Source organism: Kinneretia sp. DJ1R-11 (assembly GCF_025717595.1).
Classification (GTDB): domain Bacteria; phylum Pseudomonadota; class Gammaproteobacteria; order Burkholderiales; family Burkholderiaceae_C; genus Paucibacter_A.
In genome coordinates, this window is the sequence record NZ_JAJIRR010000001.1 from 696,044 (window position 1) to 721,308 (window position 25,265).

The 25,265-nt window shown below is 65.8% G+C and carries 21 protein-coding genes; 11 read left to right on the top strand and 10 right to left on the bottom strand.

From position 1 onward, the window contains the following. Positions 1 to 72 precede the first annotated feature (72 nt). The gene (locus LNV23_RS02915; RefSeq protein ID WP_263561573.1) at positions 73 to 2,373 is read left to right on the top strand and encodes a carbohydrate binding family 9 domain-containing protein; all 2,301 of its coding nucleotides are present in this window, start codon (positions 73 to 75) and stop codon (positions 2,371 to 2,373) included. A gap of 141 nt (positions 2,374 to 2,514) precedes the next feature. Here the strand turns inward: LNV23_RS02915 and rbp are convergent, their stop codons facing one another. Next, the gene (gene rbp, locus LNV23_RS02920) at positions 2,515 to 3,003 is read right to left on the bottom strand and encodes an RNA-binding regulator (RefSeq protein ID WP_263561574.1); all 489 of its coding nucleotides are present in this window, start codon (positions 3,001 to 3,003) and stop codon (positions 2,515 to 2,517) included. Positions 3,004 to 3,255: 252 nt separating this feature from the next. Here rbp and LNV23_RS02925 point away from each other — a divergent pair, with 252 nt between their 5' ends. Genes LNV23_RS02925 through LNV23_RS02940 form a run of 4 tightly spaced genes read left to right on the top strand, consistent with a single transcriptional unit; the run spans position 3,256 to position 7,355 of the window. Continuing rightward, on the top strand, positions 3,256 to 4,176 hold the full coding sequence (locus LNV23_RS02925; protein WP_263561575.1) for a hypothetical protein: 921 nt from the start codon (positions 3,256 to 3,258) through the stop codon (positions 4,174 to 4,176). Then, entirely contained in the window at positions 4,176 to 4,994 is an 819-nt protein-coding gene (locus tag LNV23_RS02930) for a helical backbone metal receptor (protein WP_263561576.1), read from the top strand. The genes LNV23_RS02925 and LNV23_RS02930 overlap by 1 nt, the downstream gene beginning before the upstream one ends. A gap of 53 nt (positions 4,995 to 5,047) precedes the next feature. Then, positions 5,048 to 5,689, top strand: coding sequence for a MarC family protein (locus LNV23_RS02935; protein ID WP_263561577.1), 642 nt, complete (start codon positions 5,048 to 5,050; stop codon positions 5,687 to 5,689). Positions 5,690 to 5,708: 19 nt separating this feature from the next. Next, positions 5,709 to 7,355: a GMC family oxidoreductase gene (locus LNV23_RS02940; protein WP_263561578.1), complete on the top strand. Its 1,647-nt coding sequence runs from the start codon at positions 5,709 to 5,711 to the stop codon at positions 7,353 to 7,355. A gap of 10 nt (positions 7,356 to 7,365) precedes the next feature. Here the strand turns inward: LNV23_RS02940 and LNV23_RS02945 are convergent, their stop codons facing one another. Continuing rightward, positions 7,366 to 8,751 (bottom strand): leucyl aminopeptidase family protein, encoded by a 1,386-nt coding sequence (locus tag LNV23_RS02945; protein ID WP_263561579.1) that lies wholly within the window; start codon positions 8,749 to 8,751, stop codon positions 7,366 to 7,368. A gap of 79 nt (positions 8,752 to 8,830) precedes the next feature. Beyond that, positions 8,831 to 9,202 (bottom strand): thioredoxin family protein, encoded by a 372-nt coding sequence (locus LNV23_RS02950; RefSeq protein ID WP_263561580.1) that lies wholly within the window; start codon positions 9,200 to 9,202, stop codon positions 8,831 to 8,833. A 211-nt stretch (positions 9,203 to 9,413) separates the two neighbouring features. Between LNV23_RS02950 and LNV23_RS02955 the strand changes: the two genes are divergently transcribed. Next, complete coding sequence (locus LNV23_RS02955; protein WP_165794623.1) at positions 9,414 to 9,578, top strand: hypothetical protein; 165 nt, start codon at positions 9,414 to 9,416, stop codon at positions 9,576 to 9,578. A 45-nt stretch (positions 9,579 to 9,623) separates the two neighbouring features. On the opposite strand, the gene LNV23_RS02960 is transcribed toward LNV23_RS02955, so the two are convergent. Continuing rightward, entirely contained in the window at positions 9,624 to 12,476 is a 2,853-nt protein-coding gene (locus tag LNV23_RS02960; protein ID WP_263561581.1) for a DEAD/DEAH box helicase, read from the bottom strand. An 80-nt stretch (positions 12,477 to 12,556) separates the two neighbouring features. On the opposite strand from LNV23_RS02960, the gene LNV23_RS02965 reads away from it, so the two are divergent. From LNV23_RS02965 to LNV23_RS02975, 3 genes are all read left to right on the top strand, one after another. Then, on the top strand, positions 12,557 to 13,867 hold the full coding sequence (locus LNV23_RS02965) for a hypothetical protein (protein ID WP_263561582.1): 1,311 nt from the start codon (positions 12,557 to 12,559) through the stop codon (positions 13,865 to 13,867). A 185-nt stretch (positions 13,868 to 14,052) separates the two neighbouring features. Then, entirely contained in the window at positions 14,053 to 14,655 is a 603-nt protein-coding gene (locus tag LNV23_RS02970; protein ID WP_263561583.1) for a hypothetical protein, read from the top strand. A 57-nt stretch (positions 14,656 to 14,712) separates the two neighbouring features. Beyond that, a complete protein-coding gene (locus LNV23_RS02975; protein ID WP_263561584.1) occupies positions 14,713 to 15,360 on the top strand; it encodes a tRNA-uridine aminocarboxypropyltransferase in 648 nt (215 codons plus the stop codon). Here the strand turns inward: LNV23_RS02975 and LNV23_RS02980 are convergent. Together LNV23_RS02980 and LNV23_RS02985 are read right to left on the bottom strand one after the other, a co-directional pair. Next, on the bottom strand, positions 15,343 to 17,274 hold the full coding sequence (locus tag LNV23_RS02980) for a B12-binding domain-containing radical SAM protein (RefSeq protein ID WP_263561585.1): 1,932 nt from the start codon (positions 17,272 to 17,274) through the stop codon (positions 15,343 to 15,345). The two genes, LNV23_RS02975 and LNV23_RS02980, sit on opposite strands and share 18 nt — an antisense overlap. Before the next feature lie 72 nt (positions 17,275 to 17,346). Beyond that, positions 17,347 to 18,585 carry a TIGR03790 family protein gene (locus tag LNV23_RS02985; RefSeq protein WP_263561586.1) on the bottom strand — a complete coding sequence of 413 codons (1,239 nt, stop codon included), beginning with the start codon at positions 18,583 to 18,585 and terminating at the stop codon, positions 17,347 to 17,349. A 725-nt stretch (positions 18,586 to 19,310) separates the two neighbouring features. On the opposite strand from LNV23_RS02985, the gene LNV23_RS02990 reads away from it, so the two are divergent. Continuing rightward, complete coding sequence (locus tag LNV23_RS02990) at positions 19,311 to 20,069, top strand: sulfite exporter TauE/SafE family protein (RefSeq protein WP_263561587.1); 759 nt, start codon at positions 19,311 to 19,313, stop codon at positions 20,067 to 20,069. A 68-nt stretch (positions 20,070 to 20,137) separates the two neighbouring features. Beyond that, entirely contained in the window at positions 20,138 to 20,956 is an 819-nt protein-coding gene (locus LNV23_RS02995) for an HDOD domain-containing protein (protein WP_263561588.1), read from the top strand. A 16-nt stretch (positions 20,957 to 20,972) separates the two neighbouring features. On the opposite strand, the gene LNV23_RS03000 is transcribed toward LNV23_RS02995, so the two are convergent. From LNV23_RS03000 to LNV23_RS03015, 4 genes are all read right to left on the bottom strand, one after another. After that, positions 20,973 to 22,253, bottom strand: a complete 1,281-nt coding sequence (locus LNV23_RS03000; RefSeq protein ID WP_263561589.1) for a GGDEF domain-containing protein — start codon at positions 22,251 to 22,253, stop codon at positions 20,973 to 20,975. 339 nt (positions 22,254 to 22,592) lie between these two features. Further along, positions 22,593 to 23,246: an FHA domain-containing protein gene (locus tag LNV23_RS03005; RefSeq protein WP_263561590.1), complete on the bottom strand. Its 654-nt coding sequence runs from the start codon at positions 23,244 to 23,246 to the stop codon at positions 22,593 to 22,595. A gap of 136 nt (positions 23,247 to 23,382) precedes the next feature. Further along, a complete protein-coding gene (locus LNV23_RS03010) occupies positions 23,383 to 24,171 on the bottom strand; it encodes a Stp1/IreP family PP2C-type Ser/Thr phosphatase (protein WP_263516226.1) in 789 nt (262 codons plus the stop codon). After that, positions 24,168 to 25,253, bottom strand: a complete 1,086-nt coding sequence (locus tag LNV23_RS03015) for a serine/threonine-protein kinase (RefSeq protein ID WP_263561591.1) — start codon at positions 25,251 to 25,253, stop codon at positions 24,168 to 24,170. The genes LNV23_RS03010 and LNV23_RS03015 overlap by 4 nt, the downstream gene beginning before the upstream one ends. Positions 25,254 to 25,265: the final 12 nt, after the last annotated feature.

Here is a 25,265-nt window from a genome sequence, read left to right on the forward strand (position 1 = left end):
CGCCCCTGCTGAGCGCGGATCGACAGCGATGCCGACCAGCCAAGCCGCTGTGACCTTGAAACCTGGCCACCGATGAGATCAATTTTCCTGAGCCTGGCTTTGTGCGCGGGCTGCTGCTCTGCCTGGGCCGCCAACCCCCAAGCCCTGCGTCTGAACCACGATGCCGACGCCCTGCGTGTCGATGGCAAGCTCGACGAAGCAGCTTGGTTGCGCGCGCCGTTGTTCGACCAGTTTGTCCAGTACCAGCCCGAAGACAAAAAGCCTGCTGCCTGGCGCACCACGGTGCAGATTCTGATCACCCACGATGCTCTGATTTTCGGTATCCGGGCCTATGACCCGGCACCCGAGCTGATCCGGGCGCCCCTCAAGCGGCGTGACACGGTCGCCCGGGACCAGGACTTTGTCTCGGTCGTGCTGGACCCTGTTGGCCACCGGCGTTCGGCCCAGTTCGCCCGCGTCAGCGCCGCCGGCGTGGTCGGAGACGGCATGTTCACAGCCGAAGATGACGGCGAGGACTTCGCGCCCGACTTTGAAGTCGAGGCTGCCGCCCAGCGCTTGAGCGATGGCTACAGCGTCGAACTGCGCTGGCCCCTTGCAGCCCTGCGCTACCCCTACAGCGAAGGCCTGCCCTGGCGTCTGATGGTGGTGCGAAACATTCCGCGCCAGGAAGCCAACACCCTCAATGTCAGCGCGCCCCTGACCAAGGAAGCGCTGAGTTTCATTGCTGAGTTGCAGCCGATCGAGGGCCTTGGCGATATGGTCGAACAGGTGCGCGAGCGCAGCTTCCTCAGCGTGCGACCGGAGCTCACGCTGCGCCGGCGTGAAGACTCGGAACCCGGTCATCCGAGCACAAGCAAGCGCGAGTCCAACTTTGGCGCGGAGCTCAAGTGGCGGCCGCGCGCCGACTGGGTGATCGACGCCGTGCTCAACCCGGACTTCTCACAGGTGGAGCTGGACGCGCCGCAGCTCTCAGGCAACACCCGCTTCGCCTTGAGCCTGCCGGAGAAGCGGCCCTTCTTCCTGGAAAGCACCGACGTCGTGGGCCAGACCAAGGCCGACGATCAAGGGCAGAACCGCAGCCTGGCGGCCTTTTATTCACGCGCCATCACCGACCCGGACTGGGGTGTGCGCAGCACTTGGCGCGGCGCCTCGGCCGATGCCACGGCCCTGAGCCTGCACGACGCCGGAGGGGGTCAGGTCTTGCGCCCCCATGCCTACGGCACCGACAGTTTTGCCCAGCCGCGCGATTCGCAAGCGAGCTTTGCGCGTGGCCGCATGCAGGTGTCCGGCCTCAATCTGGGCCTGCTGGCTTCAGATCGCAACTACGGCCAGGGCCAGTACAACCGCGTCGCCGGTTCCGACTTTTCCTGGTCGGCCAGTGATGTCGATCGGGTGCGCGGCCATCTGCTGCTGTCCAGCACCCGGACCCGCCTGGACCCGGACGCAGCGGGCCTGAACCCCGAAACCGAGCAGGGTCACCACCTCTGGCTGGGCTGGCGCCGCCGCACCGAGCAATGGAACACCGAGTTCAATGTGGAAGACGTCGGGCCACGCTTTGCCAACGACAACGGCTTTGTCAGCCAGGCCGGCTACCGGCGTGGCAGCCTGCACCTGATCCGCCGGCTCAGCCAGGACAGCCTGGCCCCGCTCGGTGAATGGTCGCGCTTCCCAACCTATGAGTTGGAACTGGACTTCAAACTGGCACAAGCCAGCACGGTCAAGGACGAACTCCACGGCGTGCCAGGCGGCGAGTTGATCGAGCGGCGCGTGCAGCCGGGCTTCTGGATCGCCACCGCGCGCAACACCGGCATCTGGGGTCATCTGGGCCTGGACCAGCTGCGCGCCAAGACCGGCGGCCGCCTGCATGAGCCACGCACCCTGACCCTCGGTTTTGAGTCCAACCCCCACCCCATCCTGGCCTTCGTCAGCGCTGAACTGGAATGGGGGCGCCGCCTCGACGTGGAGGCCGACCGCCTGGGCCGCGGTGCCAACTTCTGGCTGCTGGCCAAGCTGCGCGTGCCCATGCCGACCGGCCTGGGGCTGGAAGTCGAGCAGCAATGGAGCGAGGGGTTTGTGAACGGGGCCAACAGCGGCCGCAGCTTCACGGACAAATACCGCCAGACCCTGGCCGTCCTGCACTGGAGCGCACGCGACTCGCTGCGCCTGATCGCGCAATCGACGCATTTCCAACGTCAGGGCGAAGTCGGTCTGGAGGCCAGCGCCTTCAGCGGCCGCCACACCTCACTGATGTACCAGCACCGGGTCGGCCTGGCGCGCGTCTTCAGCCTCGGAATGACCCGCTTTGACGACAGCCCAGGCCGCAAGCGCAGCACCGAGATCTTCGCCAAGGCTCAGGTGGCCTGGCAGCCCTGATCACGGACCCCGAAGCAGGCGCCACGAGGCGCTTGCCTCGGAGCCGAACGTCTTGCGACACGGAAACAAAAAAAGCAGCCGAAGCTGCTTTTTTGTTGCATCCAGTTCAGGCCGCCCGCAAGAGCCACCTGATCAGGGATTTCAGTAACCGCCGGAACGGCCACCGCCGCCGTAGCCGCCGCCACCGCCGGAACGGCCACCGCCGCCGCCGCCGAAGCCGCCGCCACCGGAACGGCCACCGCCGCCGCCACCGTAGCCGCCACCACCGCCGCCGCCGCCGTAACCGCCGCCGCCGCCGAAGCCGCCGCCGCCCGAACGGCCACCGCCGCCGAAGCCGCCGCCACCCGAACGGCCACCGCCGCCGAAGCCGCCCGGACGCTCTTCACGAGGACGAGCCTCGTTCACCACGATGGCGCGGCCATCGAGGTCTTGACCGTTCATGCCGTTGATGGCCGTTTGCGCTTCGGCATCCGAACCCATTTCCACAAAGCCGAAGCCCTTGGAACGACCTGTGTCACGATCCATCATGACCTTTGCGGAGGTCACCGAACCAAATTGCGAGAACGCTTCGTGCAAAGACTCATCACGCACGCTATAGGCAAGATTGCCGACGTAAAGCTTGTTTCCCATGGGGAAGCCCTTTCAATACCAAGAAACCATGTGGACTTTCAACCCATCGTGAACCATTCAAGCGAAGGTGCGGCGTCCATACACAGGTAAACGATTATGGGCGATGGGTCCAGCCGCAAGCACTTGAGCGGGGGGAAGTGTTGTTTTTCGGCCGATAGAAAAAACCCTCGGGTTTTACCGTGCGATTTACGGACTTCTGCCGCTGAATCAAGCCCAGGGGCCGCATGAAATGCGCTGGCTATGATGACCGCCATGTCCCAAACACTTTCCTTGCACGCACTCAACCGCGTGCTAGCCAGCATCGACGCGCCGCGCAACGGCCGCGCCCTCTACGCTCTGCTCTCGGCCTTCTGCCTGGCAGGCCTGATGCTGGCCTCGGCCGAGTCGGCACTGGCCAAGGCGAACACGGTGATCGGCGTGATCTGGGCGGTCGGCGGATTGTTGACAGCCTTTGTCGGCGTGAATACCACCGGCTTGCTGCTCATGGACCAGGCTCGCGGCCGCGAAGTGCGCGAGGTGGCCGATGCGTTTTACGACGCCTTGCGCAGCGCACCTCGGGTGCTGCTGACCTTGCTGCTGGTGCTGAGCACCCTGGGCCTCGCTGCGGCCGCTCTGATCGCCTTGCTCTACAGCGCTCGCTTGCCAGCCGTCGGCCCGGCCTTGTTTGCCCTGCTGGTGCCGATCAGCGTGACGGGGCTGGGCGTGATGGCTTTCAGCGGAATGGTCCTGATCGGCCCCTTGACTGGCCCCTCCATCTGGTCCGGCAAGACCCCCCTGCAAACCGCCCGCATGCTGGCCCGACAGTTGCGCCAAGGCCCCTTAGAGGCCGGTGCACTGATGATGGCCGTGTTCCTGATGACCGCCCTGGTCAGCGCGGCGGTCAGCTTCGTGGTGATCAGCGGCGGGCGGGCGCTGGCGCTCCTGATGGTCTGGCTGATTGGCATCGATGTGCCGGCCCAGCAGCTGATTGCCGGCCTGTTCGGCTACGGCCTGCGCTCCCTGGGCGCCAACGGTGCGCCGGTCGCCACCACCCCGCTGGCGATCGCGGCGCAAACCGGCGGCGGCGTGGTCTTCGCGGTCGCCCTGGTGCTGCCCACCTTGGTCTACCTGCGCGGCTGCTGCGCCGTCTATCTCGCCCTGCAGGACACGCCCGGCGACGACGCGGCCCTGTGATGCGAAACGCCGAGCCTCGCATCGCCAGCCTGGTCCCCAGCATCACCGAGCTGCTGCTGGCCCTGGGTCTGGGCCCCTGGATGGTGGCGCGCACCGGCTTCTGCATTCATCCCGCAGCGGATGTGGCCGCCATTCCCAAGGTCGGCGGCACCAAGGATGTCAATCTGGACAAGCTGCGCCGCTTGGCACCCAGCCATGTGATCGTCAACCCCGACGAAAACCGTCGCGAAACCGCCGAGGCTCTGCAAGCCTTTGTTCCAGAACTGATCGTGGCCCACCCGCAAGGGCCCGAGGACAACCTGGTCCTGCTGGACCAGATGCTGCAGCACTTCGGTCATCTGCCCGGCGTGCAAGCAAGGGCCGAGCCCCTGCGCAGCGACTTGCAGGCCAGCCTTGAGCGCTGCCGCCAACAAGCCTGGCCCGGCGAACGCGTGCTCTACCTGATCTGGCGCGAACCCTGGATGACGGTGGCGCGCGACACCTACATCGCCCGCATGCTGGCCGAAGTCGGCTGGCAGACCTGGCCCGAGCAGTTGGGCGGCGACACCGGCGCCGCCCGCTACCCGCAGCTGCGCGGCGATGAGCCCTGGCTGCAGCAGATCGACCGTGTGCTGCTGAGCTCGGAGCCCTACAGCTTTGACACCAGCCACCTGCCGCTGGCGCAAGCCCTGTGTCCACAGGCGCGGGTACAGCTGGTCGATGGCGAATTGCTGAGCTGGTACGGCCCACGCGCCAGCCAGGGTCTGGACCTGCTGCGCCGCCTGGCCGCCGAGCGCGCTCAGGGCGTCCAGACCGGCAGGACGACAAAGACCGGGTAATTCGGGAGCTCAGCGCACCCTGGGCTGGCGCCAGCCGGCCCACAATCGCCGCCATGGACATCTACAAGCCCCTCGTTGCCCTGCTCGCCATCGTCAACCCGATCGGCGTGATCCCCTTCTTCATCCACTTCACCAGCGGCTTCAACCGCGAGCAGCGCCAGCACACCATCCGCGTCAGCAGCTTCAGCGCCTTTCTGGTCATCGGCATCAGTGCGCTGTTCGGCCTCAAGGTGATCGAATTCTTCGGCATCTCGCTGGCCTCCTTCCAGGTCGGCGGCGGCACCTTGCTGCTGATCAGCTCCATCCAGATGCTGAACGCGCAGCCGGCCGAGTCGCGCAAGGAAGACCTCAGCGAAGGCTCCAGCAAGCTCAGTGCCGGCGCCAGCATCGCCGTCGTGCCCCTGACCATCCCCCTGCTGACCGGCCCGGCCACCATCTCCACCATGGTGATCTACGCCGAAAAGACCCGCCACTGGTGGGAGCTGGCCATCCTGGTCGGCTACGGCGTGGTGGTAGGCCTGGTGACCTTCGGCGTGTTCTCGACCGCCGGCCGCATCGCCCGCGTGCTGGGCCAAACCGGCATCAACATCATGACCCGGCTGATGGGTCTGATCCTGGCCGCGCTGGCGGTGGAGCTGCTGGCCGACGGCCTGATCAAGCTCTTCCCGGTCTTGGCCTCGCATCTGGCGCGCTGAAACCCACAGCGCGCCCACCATGTTCGACTACATCATCGTCGGCGCCGGCACGGCCGGCTGCCTGCTGGCCAAGCGGCTCTCGGCCGACCCGAGCAAGCGCGTGCTGCTGCTGGAAGCCGGCGGCAAGGACGACTACCACTGGATCCACATTCCGGTCGGCTATCTGCACTGCATCGGCAACCCGCGCACCGATTGGCTCTACCAAACCGAGGCGGAAGCCGGCCTCAAGGGCCGCGCCCTGCGCTACCCGCGCGGCAAGGTGCTGGGCGGCTGCTCCAGCATCAACGGCATGATCTATATGCGCGGACAGGCGCGCGACTACGAGGCCTGGGCGGCAGCCACCGGCGACCCGGACTGGCGCTGGCAAGCCTGCCTGCCCGATTTCATCAAGCACGAAGACCACTGGCGCCTGGACGGCAAGGCCAGCAGCGCCAGCACTGCCTTCAAGGCCGCGCATGGGCATGGTGGCGAATGGCGGGTCGAACGCCAGCGCCTGCGCTGGGACATCCTCGATGCCTTTGCGGCGGCGGCGGTACAGACGGGCATCCCGGCCAGCGAGGATTTCAACGCCGGCAGCAATGAAGGCGTCGGCTATTTCGAAGTCAACCAGCGCAGCGGCCTGCGCTGGAACACGGCCAAGGCTTTTTTACGGCCGACCTGCTACGCCAGGCCCAACTTCGAACTCTGGACCCTGGCCAGCGTGCAGCGCCTGAGCCTGGATCGCGAAGACGGTGCCCTGCGCTGCACCGGCGCCGAAGTGCGCACGCCGCGCGGCCTGGAAACTGTCATGCTGAACCCCGGCGGCGAGCTGATCCTGGCGGCCGGCGCCATCGGCTCACCGCAGCTGCTGCAGCTCTCGGGCCTGGGGCCGGCGGCCTTGCTTCAAAGCTTGGGCATTGCCGTGCAGCAAGACCTGCCTGGAGTCGGCGCCAATCTGCAAGACCATTTGCAGATCCGCAGCATTTACAAAGTCGAGGGCACGCGCACCCTCAACACCTTGACGCAAAGCTGGTGGGGCAAGGCCAAGATCGGCCTGGAGTACGCGCTCAAGCGCAGCGGGCCCATGAGCATGGCGCCCTCGCAGCTGGGCGCGTTTGCGCGCAGTGGCCTGGACCCGGATGGGCCGGATCTGGAATACCACGTGCAGCCGCTGTCGCTGGACGCCTTCGGCCAGCCCCTGCACGCCTTCAATGCCTTCACCGCCAGCGTCTGCCAGCTGAACCCGACGAGCCGCGGCACGGTGCAGATCCGTTCGCCCGACGCGAGTGAGGCGCCGCGCATCCAGCCCAACTACCTCGCCACCGAGCACGACCGCCAAGTGGCCGCGGCCGCCCTGCGCCTGACGCGCCAGATCGTGGCCCAGCCGGCCCTGGCCGGCTACCGGCCCGAAGAGATCAAGCCCGGCCCGCAGCTGCAGAGCGAGGACGATCTGGCGCGGGCTGCGGGCGAGATCGGCACCACCATCTTCCACCCGGTGGGCACCTGCAAGATGGGCCGCGCCGAGGACGCGCAAGCCGTGGTGGACAGCCATCTGCGCCTGCGTGGCGTGGCCGGGCTGCGCGTTGTCGATGCCAGCGTCATGCCCAGCATCACCCACGGCAACACCGCCTCACCGACGCTGATGCTGGCCGAAAAGGCCGCGGCCTGGATCCTGGCCGGGGCCTGAAGCCGCGGCTTCAGTTCTTGGCGCTGAAACGCTGCTCCAGATAGGCCAGCAGAGTGCGGATGGTCTGCGCCTCGCCGCCCACCGGTCGGCCGGCGCGGGCCACATCGTTCCAGGCGAACAGGTCGATGTGCAGCCAGTCTTGGTGCTCGGGCACAAAGTACTCGAGGAAGAGCGCCGCGTTGATGGCGCCGCCCAGGGCATTGCGGCCGGTGTTGACGATGTCGCCGATGCTGCTGGCGATGCCCTCTTTGTAGGGCGCCCACAGCGGCATGTGCCACATCGGATCTTCCAGCTTCAGGCCCAGGTCGACCAGGTCGCGCGCGGTGTCGAAATGTTTGCTGAACAGGGCCGGCAGCTGGGCGCCCAGGGCCACGCGAGCGGCGCCGGTGAGGGTGGCCAGGTCGATGATCAACTCGGGCTTGTGCTCGGAGGCATAGGCCAGCGCATCGCTGAGCACCACACGACCTTCGGCATCGGTGTTGCCGATCTCGATGTGCAGGCCCTGGCGGGTCTTGATGACATCGCCGGGGCGGTAAGCATTGCCCGAGATCGAGTTCTCAACCGCCGGGATCAGCAGCTGCAGGCGCACCGGCAGCTTGAAGGCCATGACGAGAGCGGCCAGGCCCAGGGCATTGGCAGCACCGCCCATGTCCTTCTTCATCTGGCGCATGCCGTCGGCGCCCTTGATGTCCAGGCCGCCAGTGTCGAAGCAGACGCCCTTGCCGACGATGCTCAGCAATGGCGCTTTGGGGTTGCCCCAGTTCAGCTCGATCAGGCGCGGCGCGCGCGTGCTGGCGCGGCCAACGGCATGGATGGCCGGGAAGTTCTGCTTCAGCAGCGCGTCACCGACGATCTGCTTGAACTTGGCGCCGTGCTGCTTGGCGATCAGCTGGGCGGCTTGCGCCAACTCTTCCGGGCCCATGTGCTCGGCCGGGGTATTGACCAGATCACGGGTGGCCGCGATGGCGGTGGCCAGGGCAATGCCGCGCTGGGCGCTGGCGTCATTGGCCAGGTAGAGCGCAGCCGGCGCACGGCGGCGCGGCTTGTAGAGGTCAAACTGGTACGCCCCCAGCTCCCAAGACAGGGCAGCCTGTTCGGGCAGCAGCTGCAGGCCATGCTCGGACAGCACATAGTCACCCTCGGGCAGGGCTTGCGGCAGGGCCGACAGCGCAAAGGGATGGGCGGCATGCTCGACGCCGGCGAACACCTGACCCAGCTTGCCATCGGCGCCTGGCACCAGGGCGTAGCTGTCGGCCGCGCCCTTGAAGCCCAGGGTGGCCAGCCAGTGGCGTGTCGGCACCGGAAGCTCGGTCACCAGGGCCTGGAAGGCGGCGCGATCGACCACGGTAATGGCAACGGCGCCGCTGGGCGCCTTGGCTTTCAGGTGAACAGTCATGATGCGAAGTGAGCCTTGTGGGCGGCTGATCAAAAGCGGCGATTGTCCGCTTTTGGCGCAGGCCCGGCTGCCGCCGGCTTCAGCAGCTGCTTTGCAAGCGCATCAGCAAGGCCTGGGCGGCGGGCTGAGCGGCCGCAGTCGGCAGCTCGGCGGCAGTGGCCAACAGGCGCTGGGCCGTGCTGAGATGGGGCGTGACCGGGCCGACAAAGCGCAGCTGTGCGCCCTGGCCGATCAGCAGGGTGGGGAAGGTTTCGACATCCAGGTCACCGACCAGTTCCTCGTCGTCCTCGATGTCCACCCAGATGAAACGGTGCTGCGGAAACTGTTCGCGCAAGCTGGCCACCACCTCGTGATAGCCGTCGCAGGTGCGGCACCAGGCCGCACACAGGCACGCCACCAGCAAAGACTCGGGCGATGGAGCAGCGGACGAAATGGAGGAGGCGGGCGACATGGGGTCGAAGCTTAGCGATAAAGCCGCCGCCGCCCTGAAGCCAGGCGCGAGACGTTGCTAACTGGCGACGAGGTGTCGCGGATAAATTTCTGCCTGCGGCTGTCAACCGAGGGTTTTCCGCCGGCGTTGTGCCTGCAAGCGACAGCCAAGGCAGATCTCCTGCAAGCCGTCGCTACCGTCGTAGCAGCAGCCGCAAGGCCTCTGAATCGCCATGAAAACTCAGCAGCACCCCGAACAACAACCGCGTCGCATGCCCTGCCCCGACTGGGCATCGCTGGACAACAAGGGCCGCAAGCACGAGGCTTTTGAATCCGGCAACTTCGCCTGTGATCGCCGCAGCTTGGCCCGCGCCCTGCGCTTCGACCGTAAACGGTGATCCGCTCCAGCGGGTTTTGCGCAGGTTCGCAAAACCCGCTTTCGTTCAGCCCAGCGGCGCCAACAAGAGCGCCAAATCCTCGGCGCTGAACTTGGCTGCATCGGCCCCGTCTTCGCCCAGCACGCCCTGCGCCAGGGCCAGTTTGCGGGCCTGCAGCTCCAGCATCCGCTCCTCGATGCTGCCGCCCACCACCAGTTTGTAGACAAACACCGGCTTGTCCTGGCCGATGCGGTGCGCCCGCGCACTGGCCTGAGCCTCCACCGCCGGGTTCCACCAGGGGTCGACATGGATGACCGTGTCAGCCGCCGTCAGGTTCAATCCCACCCCGCCCGCCTTGAGGCTGACCAGCAGCAGCGGTATCTCCTCGGCCTGGAAGCGCCGCACGATTTCGCCGCGCTGGCCGATCGGCGTGTCGCCGCTGAGCGTCAGGCTGGGCAGCTCCAGCTGCTGTAGCAGCGCTTCGATCAAGCCCAGCATCTCGGTGAACTGGGAGAACACCAGCACCCGCCGCCCCTCGGCCAGCAGCTCGGGCAGCATCTGTTGCAGCAGCTCCAGCTTGGCCCGGCCCATGTCCAGCGCCAGATCCACACCCTTGACCAAGGCTGGGTCGCAGCAGACCTGACGCAGCTTGAGCAAGGCATCGAGCACCGAGATCTGCGCGCCGGCAAAACCGCGCCGGGCCAGCACGCGTCGCACCTGGGTGTCGGCCGCCACGCGCACGCTCTCGTAAAGATCGCGCTGGGCGCCGTAGAGCTGCACCCGCCGCGTCACCTCGGTCAGCGGCGGCAGCTCGGCCGCCACCTGGTCCTTGCGGCGGCGCAGGATGAAAGGCCGCACGCGCTGGGCCAGCAGCTGGGCACGCAGGGTTTCGCCGTTTTCCTCGATGGGCTTGCGCCACAAGCGGGCAAAGCTCCCTGCATCGCCCAGGAATCCGGGCATCAGGAAATCGAACTGCGCCCAGAGCTCGCCCAGATGGTTCTCCAGCGGCGTGCCGGTCAGGCAGAGGCGGTGGCGCGCGTTCAGGCGGCGCACGGCTTGCGCCGCCCGGCTGGCCGCGTTCTTGACAGTCTGCGCCTCATCCAGGATCACGAGATGCCAAGGCTGTGCCGCCAAGGCCGCGATATCGCGCCAGAGCAGGGGGTAGGTGGACAGCACCAGGTCGAACTCGCCCAGGCGGGCAAAGTCGCGCGCGCGCTCCGGCCCTTGCAGCAGCAGCACTCGCAGGCCTGGCGCCACCCGGCGCGCCTCGGCCAGCCAGTTGAACAACAGGGAGCTGGGCAGCACAGCCAGGGCTGGCCGATCGAGGCGGCCTGCTTCTTTTTCGAGCAGCAGATGGGCCAATGCCTGGGCGGTTTTTCCCAGGCCCATGTCATCGGCCAGGATGCCGGCCAGGCCTTGCTCGCGCAGGTATTGCAGCCAGGCCAGGCCGCTGCGCTGATAAGGCCGCAGGGTCAGCGCCAGGCCGTGCGGCGGCGCCACCGGCTGCGGGCTGCCCGCCTGCTGCAAGCGCTGGGCCAGGCGGCGCAGATCGGCGTCGCCCTGGAACTGCCAGCCGCTGCGCGAGTCAAGCGCCAGCAGGCGGCCGGCGTCCCAGTCGCTGAGCGGGATCGGCCCTTCGGCCCGCTTGGGGTCGCTGAGCAGGTCCACCATGGCGCCGATGATGGGCTTGAGGATAGAGCCCGGGGCTTCGATGCGACGGCCGCCCGGCGCGTGCAGCAGGATCAAGGCCGCGTCATCGATACAAGCAATGGCCTCGGCATCGAACCAGCGCGCATCACGGCGCAGCAGGTCGGCAATCATGGGCGCCAGGTCCAGGGTTTCGCCATCCACCTCGACACCAAGGCTGAGCAGCCAGGAGCCCTCGCGGCCCGGCAGACCCAGCTTCTCGATCTTGAGCTGCCAGGCTTCGGCCGGCGCCGGCCGGTGGGCAAAGCCGGGGCGAACATCGACCTTCCAGCCCGCCGCCTGCAGCGCCGGCACCCGCTCCAGCCAGAAGATGGAGAAGAACTCTTCCTGGCTGAGCGTCCACAAAGCCTCGAGGCCCTGCGAGGCGCTGGGGTGGCGCCATTGCAGCTGCTCGGGCGCGAGCGGGATCAGACCGCAGGCCCAGAGCTGATCGCGCGCCTCGGCCTCACTCAACAGATCGCGAGCCAGGCGGCGCGGGCCACTGGGGGTGTCCACCAGCTGCTGGGCCGGCGGGCGGCTGTTCAAGATCGAGCGGGGCGCCTCGGTCTGCCAGCGGCAGCCATCGTCGAAGCGGTAGACCCAGTGCAACTGGGCGACGCTGACATGATCACCACGCGGCCCCAGCCGGCCGCCGGGAGCCAGGCCCAGCAGGCCATCACCACGGCCCAGAGTCATCAAGCACAGCTCTGGCTGGAAATTGGCCGCTTCGCTACGCGTGTCCGGTTCGATAGGCGCTGGGGGCGGCTCGACTGCGGATACTGGACTCGGTTCCTCCTCACGCAGGAGCAAGTCCATCAGCCGGGCCGCATCGGCCTCGGGCAACGTCGGCAGGCGCTTGAGCTCCTCACGGCTGGCTTTGCGGCGCAGCGCCTGCACCCATTGCTGCAGCAGTGCTTCGCGCTGGGGCGCGTCGGCCTCGATCTGCAGCTTGAGCAACACGGCCGCGGCATGTTCGCAAAAGCGGCGCGTGCGGCAGCTGCACAGGGCGCTGTAGTGCGGCTGGCCGGCCGCGTCGGCCACACCTTGCAAGTCGAGCTCGAAAACCTGCTCGCGCGCACCCCTCAGCCGGGCGCTCGCGCCCTGCTCATCAGCGCGGAGCTCCAGGATCTGGCCCTGCAGCTGACGGGCACGCTGCAGACGGCCGCGCTCGAACAGGCGGGTCAGGGTGTCGGCCGTGGGAGGCCAGATGCGCGTGGCGGAAGTCTCCAACATGGCGCGCATTGTCAGGGTGAGGCGGAGCCATAGCGCCTGACGAAGGTTCAGGCACCGGCTTTGCTGGCAGACTGTGCAGCATGAAGTCTCCGCTCCCTGGCTGCCTAGGCAAGCGCCGCCCGCGCCTCCTTTGGCCGCTTCTCCTGCTCAGCCCGGTGCTGCTCTTGCTGATCGCCGCCGCCCTGGCGCTGCAAAGCCAGGCGCTGGTCACCCCCGATGGCAGCGGCTTGAGCCCCGAACAGATCCAGAGCACCAAAGACTTTCTGCGCCGCAATGACCCGCGTCGCCAGGAGGCCGGCCCGCAACGCCTGCTGCGCATTGACGAGGGGCAGCTCAATCTGATGCTGATGCAACTGGCCCAGCGCTACGGCCGAGGCCGCGGTGCGGCGCAAATTCAGCTGCTAGCCGGCAGCGCCCGCTTGCAGGCCAGCTTCCCCCTGCCCCTGCTCGGTGCCTGGCTCAATCTCGAAGCCCAGCTGGGCCAAACCGCTGCCCTGCCGCGGGTCGAACGGCTGCGCCTGGGCCATTTACCGCTGCCGGCTTGGCTGGCCAATCCGGCACTGCGTCGCCTGATCGCCAGTCTGGCCCTGCCGACTCAAGCCCAGGTGGCCGGAGAGCTGGTCGAGACTCTGGCCTTTTTGCCCCAAGAATTGCAGCTCGGTTACCACTGGCAGGCCGACAGCATGGACCATGTGCTAGGCGCACTTTGGACACCGGCCGAGCGTGAACGGGCCCAGGCCTACAGCCGGCGCTTGGCCGAGCTCAGCGCAAACCTGGCGCCGGGCAGCTCGGTTTCGCTGGCCCTGCTGATGCCACCGATGTTCGAGCTGGTTCGCGCACGCAGCGAAGGCGCCGACGCCGACCCGGTGGCCGAGAACCGCAGCGCCTTGCTGACCCTGGCGCTGTTTTCCACCGGCCAGCACTGGAGCAAGCTGCTGCCCAGCGCACGCAGCTGGCCACAGCCACTGCCACGCAGGGTCACCTTGGCCGGCCGCGAAGACTTTCCACAGCATTTTCTGGTCTCGGCCGTGTTGGCCCTGGAGGGCAGCGGGCCCTTGGCGGACGCCATCGGCGTCTACAAGGAAGTGGCCGACTCACGAGGAGGCAGTGGCTTCAGCTTCAATGACATTGCCGCTGATCGGGCTGGCACGCGCTTCGGCCTGCTGGCCAAGGACGCACCGCGCAGCCTGCAGACCCTGATCCGCGCCGGCCTTCATGAGCTGGACTTCATGCCCGGCGTGGCCGACTTGCCCGAGTTCCTGAGCGCCGAGGCCTTCCAGCAGCGCTATGGCGGGCTGGACGCAGCGCCCTATCGCCAGATGATGGCCGAGATCGAGGCCCGCATCGACGCCCTACCCCTGCTGCAACAAGCGGCCACACACAAGCTGTGACGGGCATGCCGGCGAACTCTGCGTCGGACCCAGAAAAACGTGACAAATTCAACGCTTGCGCCTGCTGCGCAGGCCAGACTCCCCCGAACTGCGGGTGCAGCGCCCCTGGGCCGGAACGGGCGGGACACCCAGAATCGACGGCACACCCCTTTTCTTCAGCAGCAGCACGGAGCCAACGCATCGCCATGGGCAGCGACATCAGAACCGCAAGACGCATCTGGTCCTTTGTGTCCGGCGCCTTGCTCTATGTCAGCGCCCTGGGCCTGGCACATACCCTGGCCAGCCAATATTGGCCCATGAGCTGGCAGAACCTGCTGGGTGGAAGTGGCAGCTGGACCGCCCAGCTGGGGCAGGCCCTGCTGATCGCCCTGCTGCTCTACGGCTTCGCCTGGTTTTGGGCCATGTTCACCGTCCGTCCGCAGCGCGGTCACAGCCGACACCCGACCACGGCCTGGTGCCTGGGCGGCATGGGCCTGGCCTGGCTGCTGGCCTTGCTGGTCGGCGTGTTCGAGGTCAGCAGCCGGGCCGGCGGCTACCAGCCCTCGTTGACCGGCTTGTTGCTCTCCTCCACCGTGCCGCCACTCTGGGGCTCGCTCAACGGCGTGGCAGTGCTGCTGGCCATCGTCTCGGCTGGCCGTTGGTCGGCCCGGCAGCGCCGGCAACGCAAGGCGCGGCAGTCCCAGCTGAACTCGCAACTGAGCTCGGAGATGGATTCGGATCTGGAGTCCACCCTGGATTCGCGCTTGGAGCGCGGGCTGGAAACAGCGCGCCAAGGCCACGCGGCCTGAATATGCTCGGCGCGAGAAGCCAACAAGGCTTGCGCCTGTGTTCTGATCTCGGCTGACATGCCGTCCGAGTTCTCCGCTTCTCCAACGTCTCCCATCGCTAGGCGGGCGCCATGCCGGCGCTGCGAACTGCCGGCCAGCGCCTGCCTTTGTCGCTGGACCCAGTCCATCGACAACGCGGTGGATCTGCTGCTGCTGCAGCATCCCCAAGAACAACACCAAGCCAAGGGTTCAGCGCGCCTGTTGCGCCTGAGCATCGCCCACTGTCGGCTCTGGGTGGGCGAGCAGTTCGAGGCGAGCGCTTTGCTAGCCGCGCTCACGGCGGGCGGGCGGCGCGCCCTGCTGCTCTACCCTCCGACACCGGGCCAAACCAGCCCGGTGTTTGACGCCAGTGCAGACGATGCCAGGCCGCTGCGCTTGGTCGTGATCGACGCCACCTGGCGTAAAAGTCGCAAGATGCTGCTGCTCAACCCGGCACTGCAAGCCCTGCCCCGGCTGGCCGTGCGGCAGCCACCACCCTCGCGCTATGCCGCGCACCGCAAGGCCGAGCGGGCCGAGCAGCGCTCGACCCTGGAGGCGGCCGTTCTGGCCTTGCAAAGCCTGGAGGCGAATCCTGAGCGCTACGAGCCGCTGCTCCAGGCCTTCAGCGGCTGGCTGGACGAGCGGCAGGATCGTGTGCCAGCCGCGGCTTCAGTGCGCCTGGCTTAGAGCTCGGGCAATTCGGTGCCGCGCCACCGTGGTCTTGGGCACCTTGATGCTGAACCAGCTGCGCACATCCTGTTCGAGGCCGATGCCGTGCATGTAGTTGTAGATGGCTTTCTTGAGCGCCTGGCCCAGCACATCGTGGTCCACGCCCGTGGGGTCGACAAAGCCGACATCATTCTTGGCGAAGGGGCTGGGCGGCAGGGGCAGCAGCTGAACGCCGAACTCTTCAGGCTTCTGACCCACGGGCGAGTGCACGGTGCAGGCAAAGCGGTGGAAGAAGCCACTCTGGATGCAGCCGTTTTCGAACAGCTGGCGCACGTACTCGAGTGCATCGACCGTGTCCTGCACGGTCTGGGTCGGGAAGCCGTACATCAGGTAGGCATGGACCAGGATGCCGGCGTCGGTGAAGGCCTTGGTGACGCGCGCGACCTGGTCGACCGAGACGCCTTTTTTCATCAACTGAAGCAAACGGTCCGAGGCGACCTCGAGCCCGCCGGAGATGGCGATGCAGCCGCTGTCGGCCAATTGCTGGCAAAGCTCGGGGCTGAAGGACTTCTCGAAGCGGATATTGCCCCACCAGGAGATGCCCAGCTGACGTGCCTGCAACTCTGCAGCGAGCGCTTTCAAGGCCTTGGGCGGCGCGGCCTCGTCGACGAAGTGGAAGCCGGTCTGGCCGGTCTCGGCGACGATGGACTCGATGCGGTCCACCAGGGTCTCGGCCGAGGCACCTTCGTAGCGCGAGATGTAGTCGAGGCTGACATCGCAGAAGCTGCACTTCTTCCAGTAGCAGCCATGGGCCACGGTCAGCTTGTTCCAGCGCCCATCCGACCAGAGCCGGTTCATGGGGTTGAGCATGTCCAGCAGGGACAGGTAGCGATCCAGGGGCAAGCCGTCCCAGGTCGGCGTGCCCACCTCGGCAAATGCGATGTCGGGCTCGACGAAGTTGATGTAGCGGACCTGGCCGTCTTCGCGCACAAAGGTGCGCACCAGGCGCTGGCGCGAGCGCTGGCCTTGCAGATGCTCCAGCAGCGCCAGCAAGGGGCGCTCGCCGGCGTCCAGGGTCAAGTAGTCGAAATAGTTGAACACCCGCGGCTCGCTGAGCTCGCGCAGCTCGGTGTTGACGAAGCCGCCACCCAAAGCCAGCACCACGCCGGGATGCTCAGCCTTGATCGCCTGGGCGATGCGGAAGGCGGCGTAGACCGCGCCCGGGAAAGGCACCGAGATCAACACCAGTTGCGGCTGGTGCTTGGCCACTGAGGCCAGCGCCAGTTCGCGCAGGCTTTGGTCGACCAGGTTCAAGGGCGCAGCCAGGGCCTCGGCCAACGGCTCGAAGGTCGGCTGGCTGGTGGCCAGGGACTCGGCATAGCGGACGAACTCGAAGCGCGGGTCCACAGCATCGCGCAAGACATCGGCCAGGTCATTCAGATAGAGCGTGGCCAAGTGGCGGGCCCGGTCTTGCAGGCCCAGGGCACCAAAGGCCCAGGCCAGCGGGTCGCCGCCGTCTTCATCCACATAGGCATCTAGCGAGTCGAAACGAGGCCCTTCGGGCAAGAAGGCGCGGCTGTTGATGCGGTGGGCCAGGGTCGGATCGCGCCCTTGCAGAAAGGCGATGGTCGCTGTGATGGTCGAGAGATAACGGTCAAAGTAGACGTCAAAACCTTGAACCATGGGCGTGCGCTGTTCGGGCGCCAGGGCCTGGATGCGCTCCCGCAGCGCGCGCAAGCCTTCGCGCGAGAAGAGCTTGAGCATCAGAGCCAAGGCAAGGTCTTCTTGCACCGCGTCGACACCACGCGAGCGCAGGAAGCCAGTCAGATAGGCCGTGGACGGATACGGCGTGTTGAGCTGGGTCATCGGCGGGATGACCGATAACACGCGAAAAGCGCTGGACAGAGTGGGCGTCGAAGGCGTCAGGGTCATGGGGGCGGGGCCGGCAGGGTATGCCATTTTGCCAGCCGCCCTCATTCCATGTGCGCGGCAAGCCCCAAGCCGTCAGGGGCTGATGGCCAGCGTGCACTGCTGGCTGCTTTGCGTCGGGCAAGGGCCGCGCCAACGTAGGGCGGTGGCGCTTGCTGGAGGTAGGGGCGCGCTCAGGTTCTGGATTTCGGCCTTGGTCGGCTTGAAACTGGCCAGGGTGATCCAGTTGCCCGCCGCGCCAATTTGGTAGTCGAGGGTGTAGATCGCGGCTGGACGCAAGGCCCGACTGCTGATCAGATACTGGCCGCCTTCGAGCTTGAAACTGGGCGCATCGGCAAACGGCCGGGCCAGGGGCTCGCCAACAAACAGGCCCTGCCCCGGCGACTGCAGTGACTTCCAATAGGCTTCGATCAGGCTCGCGCCTCGGTAGTACTGATCGATCAGCACCGAGGCCTTGGGAAACTTCTGGTTGAAATTGCAGGGCTCTTCAACGGTGCCGAAGCTACCAGTCAGGCCGGCATCCAGCCAATTGAGCACTGTCGTCTGGCCGCGCGCATCGGGCAGTTGGGCCGCATATGAGGTCAGCGAATCGCCGACCGCGCCCGGCAGGTAGCTATTGCTGGCCAAACCCGGTGTGATCGGCAGACCAGTGAAGTAGAAAAGCAGCCCGGACTGGTTCTCTACCGTGTCCTTGGATCCGCCGGCTGAATTGTCCTGGTAGATCAGCTTGAGCCGCCCGGCCCAGGAATCTGGCAGAACCCGAAAGTCAACCGCACGAGTATTGCGGAAGCCATCGCTCGTGTTCAGCAGGTATCCGTCACCCAGCGGCTGACTGCCATCGGCCTTGATCCCTCGATCGATCAAGACCTTGGCCGCGGCCAGACTGCGAGCGCCGAGCATCATGGCCGGTCGGATCTGGTGGTCTGTCCAAGGGCGCCAGGACTCAGAGTCGTACAAAGGCGAAGCCTGGGTGTTGACGCAAGCAGCGTTGGGCACACAGTACTTCGCGTCATAGCCGAAAGCCAGGGCGCTGGTGATGCCCATGGCACAACCGCCGACCACGCGAGAAGGAGCAGTCCAGGTCAATAGCTGGGCCTGGATTCCGGCCGGCAACTTGGCATCGATCTCGGCTTTCAGTGTGGCGAAATCAGTTGCCGAGATGGCATCGGCCTTGGTCGGCAACTTGACCCGGATCAGATTTGTCGCCGGCACATTGCGCGCACTCAGGTAATAGGCCGCAATGGCCTCGCCGAGTACATCGCCCTCGGCCACCAGCACGGCCAAATCGGACGCAGCCAGACCAGGGCGAGGCAAGCTAAGCCCGTAGGTGCTGGTGGCACTCGGGACTGGCGTGGGCGGAGGGCTGTCCGTGCTGCCGCCCCCGCCCCCGCCACATCCGGTAAGGCTCATGGGCAGTGACACGATGAAGGCCGCCATCAAAGTTGGGTGGACCGTACAGAAATCCCATGGTCGGCCTGCACGGCTCAAAAACCACCGAGTCAAACTCATGACAAACGCAGAAATCACCATGGCTCGGATGGTTTCACAAGCGAGGCTCGCCAAAGGTCAAGAATTGCAAGTGGCTTACCCTGAGTGGATGGCTGGCTCACCACCGCCCGAGCTGTGCATAAATGAGACATATGGCTGCAAGCCGGATCTGTCAGCACCCCCGGTTTGCGGAGGATACAGCCCCAGGTCGGGGCATCGGGTTCTTCTTGATTTGTCGAATTTCTTGGAGTTAAGAAAAAGTGTGTGCACGCAAACTTCCCTAAGTTGGTGCGGCTCGCCCGTAAAAACCCCAAGTGCGTGCACGGCCCGCACTGCCTACATTTGCCTCACTCGATGCACAAGCTGTGCGAACGGCAGGTGCTAGGCGGGGCTGAGGAGACAAACTCAAGTTGTAGTGCAAGAACGACGCATAAAGTGACACAGTCACAATGGACGGGCACCTGAACTGGTTTCAGGTGCCCGTTTTACTTGCGCATCCACTTTGCTTGCCACGCTGACCCCGCTCTCCACTTCCTCGCTCCACGCCACCCATGGATTTGCTGACTGTCGCCCTTGCCTCCCTGCTGGCTGGATTCATCGACGCCGTTGTGGGTGGAGGTGGCTTGGTGCTGGTACCTGCGCTGTTCAGCGTCTACCCTCAGACGGCGCCCGCGACCTTGTTCGGCACCAACAAAGGCGCCTCGATCTGGGGCACGGCCTGGGCCACACTCCAGTACGCCAAGAAGGTGCAACTGAACTGGAGCGCCCTGTTGCCGGCCGCCGGCATGGCCATGTTGGGCGGCTTCGGTGGCGCCTGGGCCGTCACCCAGGTTGACCCCGGCTTTTTACGCCGCGCCCTGCCCCTGGTTTTGCTGGCCGTGCTGGCCTACACCTTGATGCGCAAGGATTTGGGCCGCCACCATGCGCCGCGCTACCAGGGCCGGCGTGAAACCCTGATGGCGGGTGCCATCGCCTTGCTGATCGGCCTCTACGACGGCTTCTTCGGTCCGGGCACTGGCAGCTTCTTCGTCTTCCTATTCGTACGCCTCCTGGGCTACGACTTCCTCCATGCCTCGGCCACGGCCAAGCTGATGAACACCGCCACCAATGCAGCGGCTCTGCTTCTGTTCGGCAGCACCGGCCACATTTGGTGGCAAGTCGCCGCGGTAATGGCCGTGGCCAATGTCGTCGGCAGCTTGTTCGGTACCCGCATGGCCCTGGCACGCGGGGCTGGTTTCGTGCGCAGCATGTTCATCGCCGTGGTCTCGGCCCTGATCCTGAAAACCGCTTGGGACGCCTTCTTTCGCTGAGCTTTTTGTAACCAGCCTCTGCGCCAGTCCCGCTACCATTGCGGCAACCAGGGGAAGGAAAGCACACCATGCCAGTTGATCCAAATTTGCGCACGCTAGACATCGAGATCCCGACTCAGCCCGAGGTGCTGGTCAAGCTTTCGCTGCTGATGGCGGCCGAGGACATTGATCTGCCGGCCATGTCCGCCCTCGTCGAGACCGATATGGCACTCGCCGCGGCCGTCTTGAAGGCCGTCAATTCATCGCTCTACGGCTTGCGTGGCCGGGTGCAAACGGTCCATCAGGCGCTGACCTATTTGGGCATGCGCGAGGTTTCGGCCATCACGTTTGAAATGGGCCTGCGCGCTGCATTTCCGCCCGCCACAGAGCTCGAACCGGTCTGGAAGCGTGCCTCCGAGCGCGGCGTGATGATGGGGCGCATCGGCCAGATGCTGGGCGTGGACCCATGGGCGGCGCATTCGGCAGGATTGTTCGAGGAATGCGGCAAGGCCGTGCTTTACCGGCACGCATCCGCACACTACCCGGCCATGCTGCGCGCTGCTGGTTCCGACGCCGAACTGGTGCAGTTGGAACACACAGCATTCGGCGTCAGCCACGACGCACTGGGCGCGGCCTTGTGCGAAAGCTGGGGCCTGGCGCCAGCCGCCGTGGCCAGCGTGCGTCACCATGTGGAGGTGCAAAGCACCTTGAAAATGCCCGAAGCCTTGCAGCGCCGTGGCGTCAGTGCCATTTCTACCATCGCCTCGATCTTGCTGAGCGAGCCCGAGCGCCTGGAAGAAGTGGCGCATGAGATTGCACCTCAAGCCTCACTCGACGAGGCCCTGGTGCTGCGGGCCGCCCGTCGGGTAGTCGAACAACTGCAGCAAGCCAGCGAGCACGAGCGCTGAGGCGCAACTTTTCCGCTCAAGCGCGTTCGGCCAGACTGCTCGATGAGGCCAGGCTGAGGCGATCTCGCCCGGCATGCTTGGCGATATAGAGCGCCTCATCCGCCGCCTGCATCAGGGACTGAGGGCTCAAGTAGGGGTGGGCCGGCGAATAGGCCGCAAGGCCAATGCTGACCGTCAAACCTGGCCCCTCATCCGCACTGCTGCCATGAGGCAGTCGCAAAGCGCGCAACTCCTCGCGCAACTGCTCCATCAGTTCCTGGGTGACATCCAGGCCGAAGCCCGGCAGCAAGGCCACAAATTCCTCGCCGCCCAGCCTTGCCACAAAGTCAGTGTCGCGCTTGAATCGCTCGCTGAGCAGCTGGGCGAAACGCTGCAGCGCCTGGTCGCCAACCGCGGCGCCATGGAGCTCGTTGTAGCGCTTGAAGTGATCAAGGTCGAGCACAGCCAAAGCGAGCTGGCCGCGCTGCCGCTGCGCGCGCTTGAACTCGCGCCGCAAGGCCTCGTCAAATTCCCTGCGATTGGCCAGGCCGGTCAGCGAATCACTGCGACTGAGGCTGCCCAGCTCGCGGTTCTTCTGCTCCAGGCTGAGCGCCGCAGCCTGCAACTGCGCGGCCTGGCTCTGCACCTGTTGCTGCAACTGCTGGACCTGCTGCTGTTCATCCTGCCAACGCAGCCACACGCCATGGTGCGCACGCATCAGAGAGCGGGCGACCCGAGACAGCTCCGAACTCTGTACGCCCGGCGCCGATGACAAAAGGTCCAGTGGACTCTGACTGCTGTCCAACGCATCGGCCCGGTCTGCCAGGCGGCGCAGGGGCCGCAACATCATGCGGTCCAACACCACGATCACACTCAAGCTGAGAAGAAGCACCAGGACCAGATCGCGCAGCAGGATGGCGGGCCAGGCATCGCGCCAGAACGCGTGCTGCATGGCCTGCTCCTGCGCCAGCACCTGGAGCAGAGCACCACCCGACGCCGGCGGACCCAGTTCGAAATCGATTTGTCGAACATCAGCCTGCGCACGCGCTGCCGGGTCTCCACTGGCCAGGGCCAGGCCTGAACCCGTCTTCAACTCGAGCGCCAGAATGCCGGGCCGGGACTGCAACTTCTTGAGCAACTGCCGGGTGCTGTCACTGCCCGACGGGTCCGCACTCAGGCTGCCTGCCAGCGCCTCACCATAAGTCTGCGGCAAAGCCAGAAGCTCGGCCTCAAAGGCCTCGCCACGCAGTCGCGACTGGTGCTGCAGAAGCACGGCATCGGTGCCGACCACCAACAGCGCGGAGATCAGCACAATCATCCACGCGGTACGCTGACGCAAGGAAGAGGACGGCGGCTCTAGCAAAGGTTCGGCTGCGGAGGAGCTTGAAGAAGTCACAGCGGCCTTTCGATGAGGGTTGGACACCAAAGAACGCCTGCGCAACCGCCTGTTCAAAGACCCCCTTGTCTCGCCATCTTTATGCTCAATGGTGCGGCCGGCTGCAGGCAAGGCTCACACAGGCACGGCCATGCTCGCCCTGCTGCTTGCTGCAGCAATTGTGCACGGCAGCAAGCAAGCAAGGGCACCTGCGAGAGCAGGGTAAACCCAGTTCTGGTGTATTCACTGAGGCCGCGAACGCGGCCTGGCTCCGAGGGAACCTCAGCCCTGCACGAACTGCATCTGTGTCCCGGCCAACTCGATCACATCGCCGCTCTTCAAGGCCACGGATTCGCCGGTCAAGGGCGCGCCGTTGACTGTGGGCCGTGCGGCGCCCTCGACGTGGGCAAACACATAGCCGCTGGGGCGCTTGGTGATGGAGGCCACCTGCACACCGGGCTTGCCAACGGTGGTAACGACCTTGGTCAGGCTGACTTCCCGCCCGGCAGCCGCACCAGTCAGGACCCGGATGGTGGCCGGACCCGCCGCGGCCGCCGAGGGCAGCGAGCCGAAAGAGGAAGGCAGACCGAAACCGCTGGGCGTGCCAGAGCCCGGCTTGAGAATCATGGTCTTCTCGTAGTCGCCGCTGTCCTCCAGCAGGAACTTGATCTTGTATTTGCCGATCTCGACGATGTCGTTATTGGCCAGCAACTGCTTCTTGATTGCCTTGCCGTTGATATATGTGCCGTTCGTGGAGTTGAGGTCTTCGATGAAAACATCCGCGCCGACCATCTGCAGCACGGCGTGTTCACCGCTGACCGCCAGATTGTCAATCACGATATCGTTGTAGGGCCGGCGCCCGAGCGTGGTCTTGTCCTTCGTGATCTGCACGTCCTTGATCACCACGCCGTCGAGCGACACCACCAGCTTGCCCATGCTTTGACCTCGATCCTGTTGTCTTATTGCTTGTGTTGGCGGCAACTCTCAGTGCGCCGCAGGAGTTTTGACTGCTCTCAACGATGCCTGAGCCAGCAGCCGGTCACGACAGGCCTCACGGCCGAAAACCAGCCCATCAGCGCTTGCCAAACGGCCACCAAGCCCGACCTTCCGACCGCACACGGCCTTCGGCGCGAACCAGCACCAGCGCGATATTATCCCGGCCGCCCATGTCATTGGCCCCATCTATCAGGGCTTGTGCCGCTTCCGATAGCGAAGGGTGGTTTATCAACAACTGGCGCAAGGCGTCATCGTCCAACATGTCGGATAGCCCGTCCGAGCAGAACAGGTAAAGATCGCCAGGCTGAAGCTCGTGCTGATGCAGCTCCAGCATGACCGCGTCCTCCACGCCAACCGCCCGGGTGACCAGATTCTTGTTGCTGGAGAACACGGCCTCTTCGGGTGTCAAAAGGCCGGCATCCAGCTGCTCCTGGAGCAAAGAATGGTCGCGACTGATTTGCGTCAGTTGTCCGCCGCGCAGTCGATAGGCGCGCGAGTCGCCAACATGGCCCAGCAACAAACCCTCGGGCCGGAATACCCCAAGCACCAGGGTCGTGCCCATCCCGGCATAACGCGGGTTGGTGTTGGCGGCGTTGAAGATGGCGCGGTTGGCGTTGTCCACGCAGATGTCCATGGCCCGCCGGACGTCGCTGGCGCTGGCACTGGCGCCGGACTCCTTCAACCAGCGACCCAACTCGGCGCGAATGAAGCCGGTCAGCATCTGACTGGCAACTTCACCGGCGTTATAGCCGCCCATGCCATCGGCCAGCACGGCCAAGCCCACGGACTCATCCAGGGCGACCGAGTCCTCGTTGTTGTCGCGTGCGCGGCCGACATCGGTAGCGCTGAAGAACTCCAGGGTCATGGCTTTGTGTCTGGTTGCGATGCGGGGGGATTTTGCACTGCTTCCGCCGTATTCAAGCGGACTGTTTGTGCAAAAGGGTCCGCGTGCTCCGGCGGCGCCGCGGGCGCAGCGGCCGGACTCTTGCCGGCCGGCGCCTGGGCCGGGCCGCGCGCGGGCCCGGCAGGCCATTGCGCAATCACCGCCTCCAGGTCCTGGGCCATCTGCGCGCCGCTGGCGTAGCGCAGTTCGGGCCGCTTCTCGAGCGCCAAAGCCAGCACCAAGGCCAGGGACTCGGGCAGCTCGGGGCGATAGCTGCGCACATCGGCCGGAGGCTCATTGGCGATCTGGTACATCAGCTTGGCCATGGAGTCAGACTGGTGCGGCAGATGGCCAGTCAGAAGTTGATAGACCATGGCGCCCAGCGAATAGAGATCGCTGCGACCGTCGACCTTGAGGCCAGCCAATTGTTCGGGCGACATGAAGGACGGTGTACCCAGAACCAAACCGGTCCGGGTGCGGCTGCCATCGGCAATGCGGGCGATGCCGAAATCCATGAGCTTCAGAACTCCGCGCTCCCGATCCAGCATGACATTGGCCGGCTTGATGTCGCGATGAACCACGCCCTGGCCATGGGCATAGTCCAACGCGCGTGCGAGGCGCCGCGCAATCTGCAGCACCTCGGGGACAGGCAGCAGCTGAGCCTTCCGGGTGTGGTGGCTCAGATCACGGCCCTGGACATACTCCATGGCAATCCAGGCGTCGGGGCCAGCTTCCCCAGCCTCCAGCACTTGCAGGATGTCGGGGTGTTGCAGGTGCCCGGCCGCACGTGCTTCACGCATGAAACGCTGTTGCACATCGACCAGGTCTTCTGCCGCAAACTCACGCTGCAAAGCCAGACGCTTGATGGCAACCAAGCGTCCCGTGGCACGCTCGCGCGCCAGATGCACCACCGCCATCGCCCCGCGGCCCAGTTCGCCCTGCAATTCATAAGCCTGCAAACCCGGGCCGGCTGGCATCGAAGACTGATACGCCTCGGGCACGGTCGAGGGCTCCCCCTCCACCGACTCGGGCTTGCCCAGCCATCGCTTCCAGAAACCCGCCATGCCTCGCCCGCC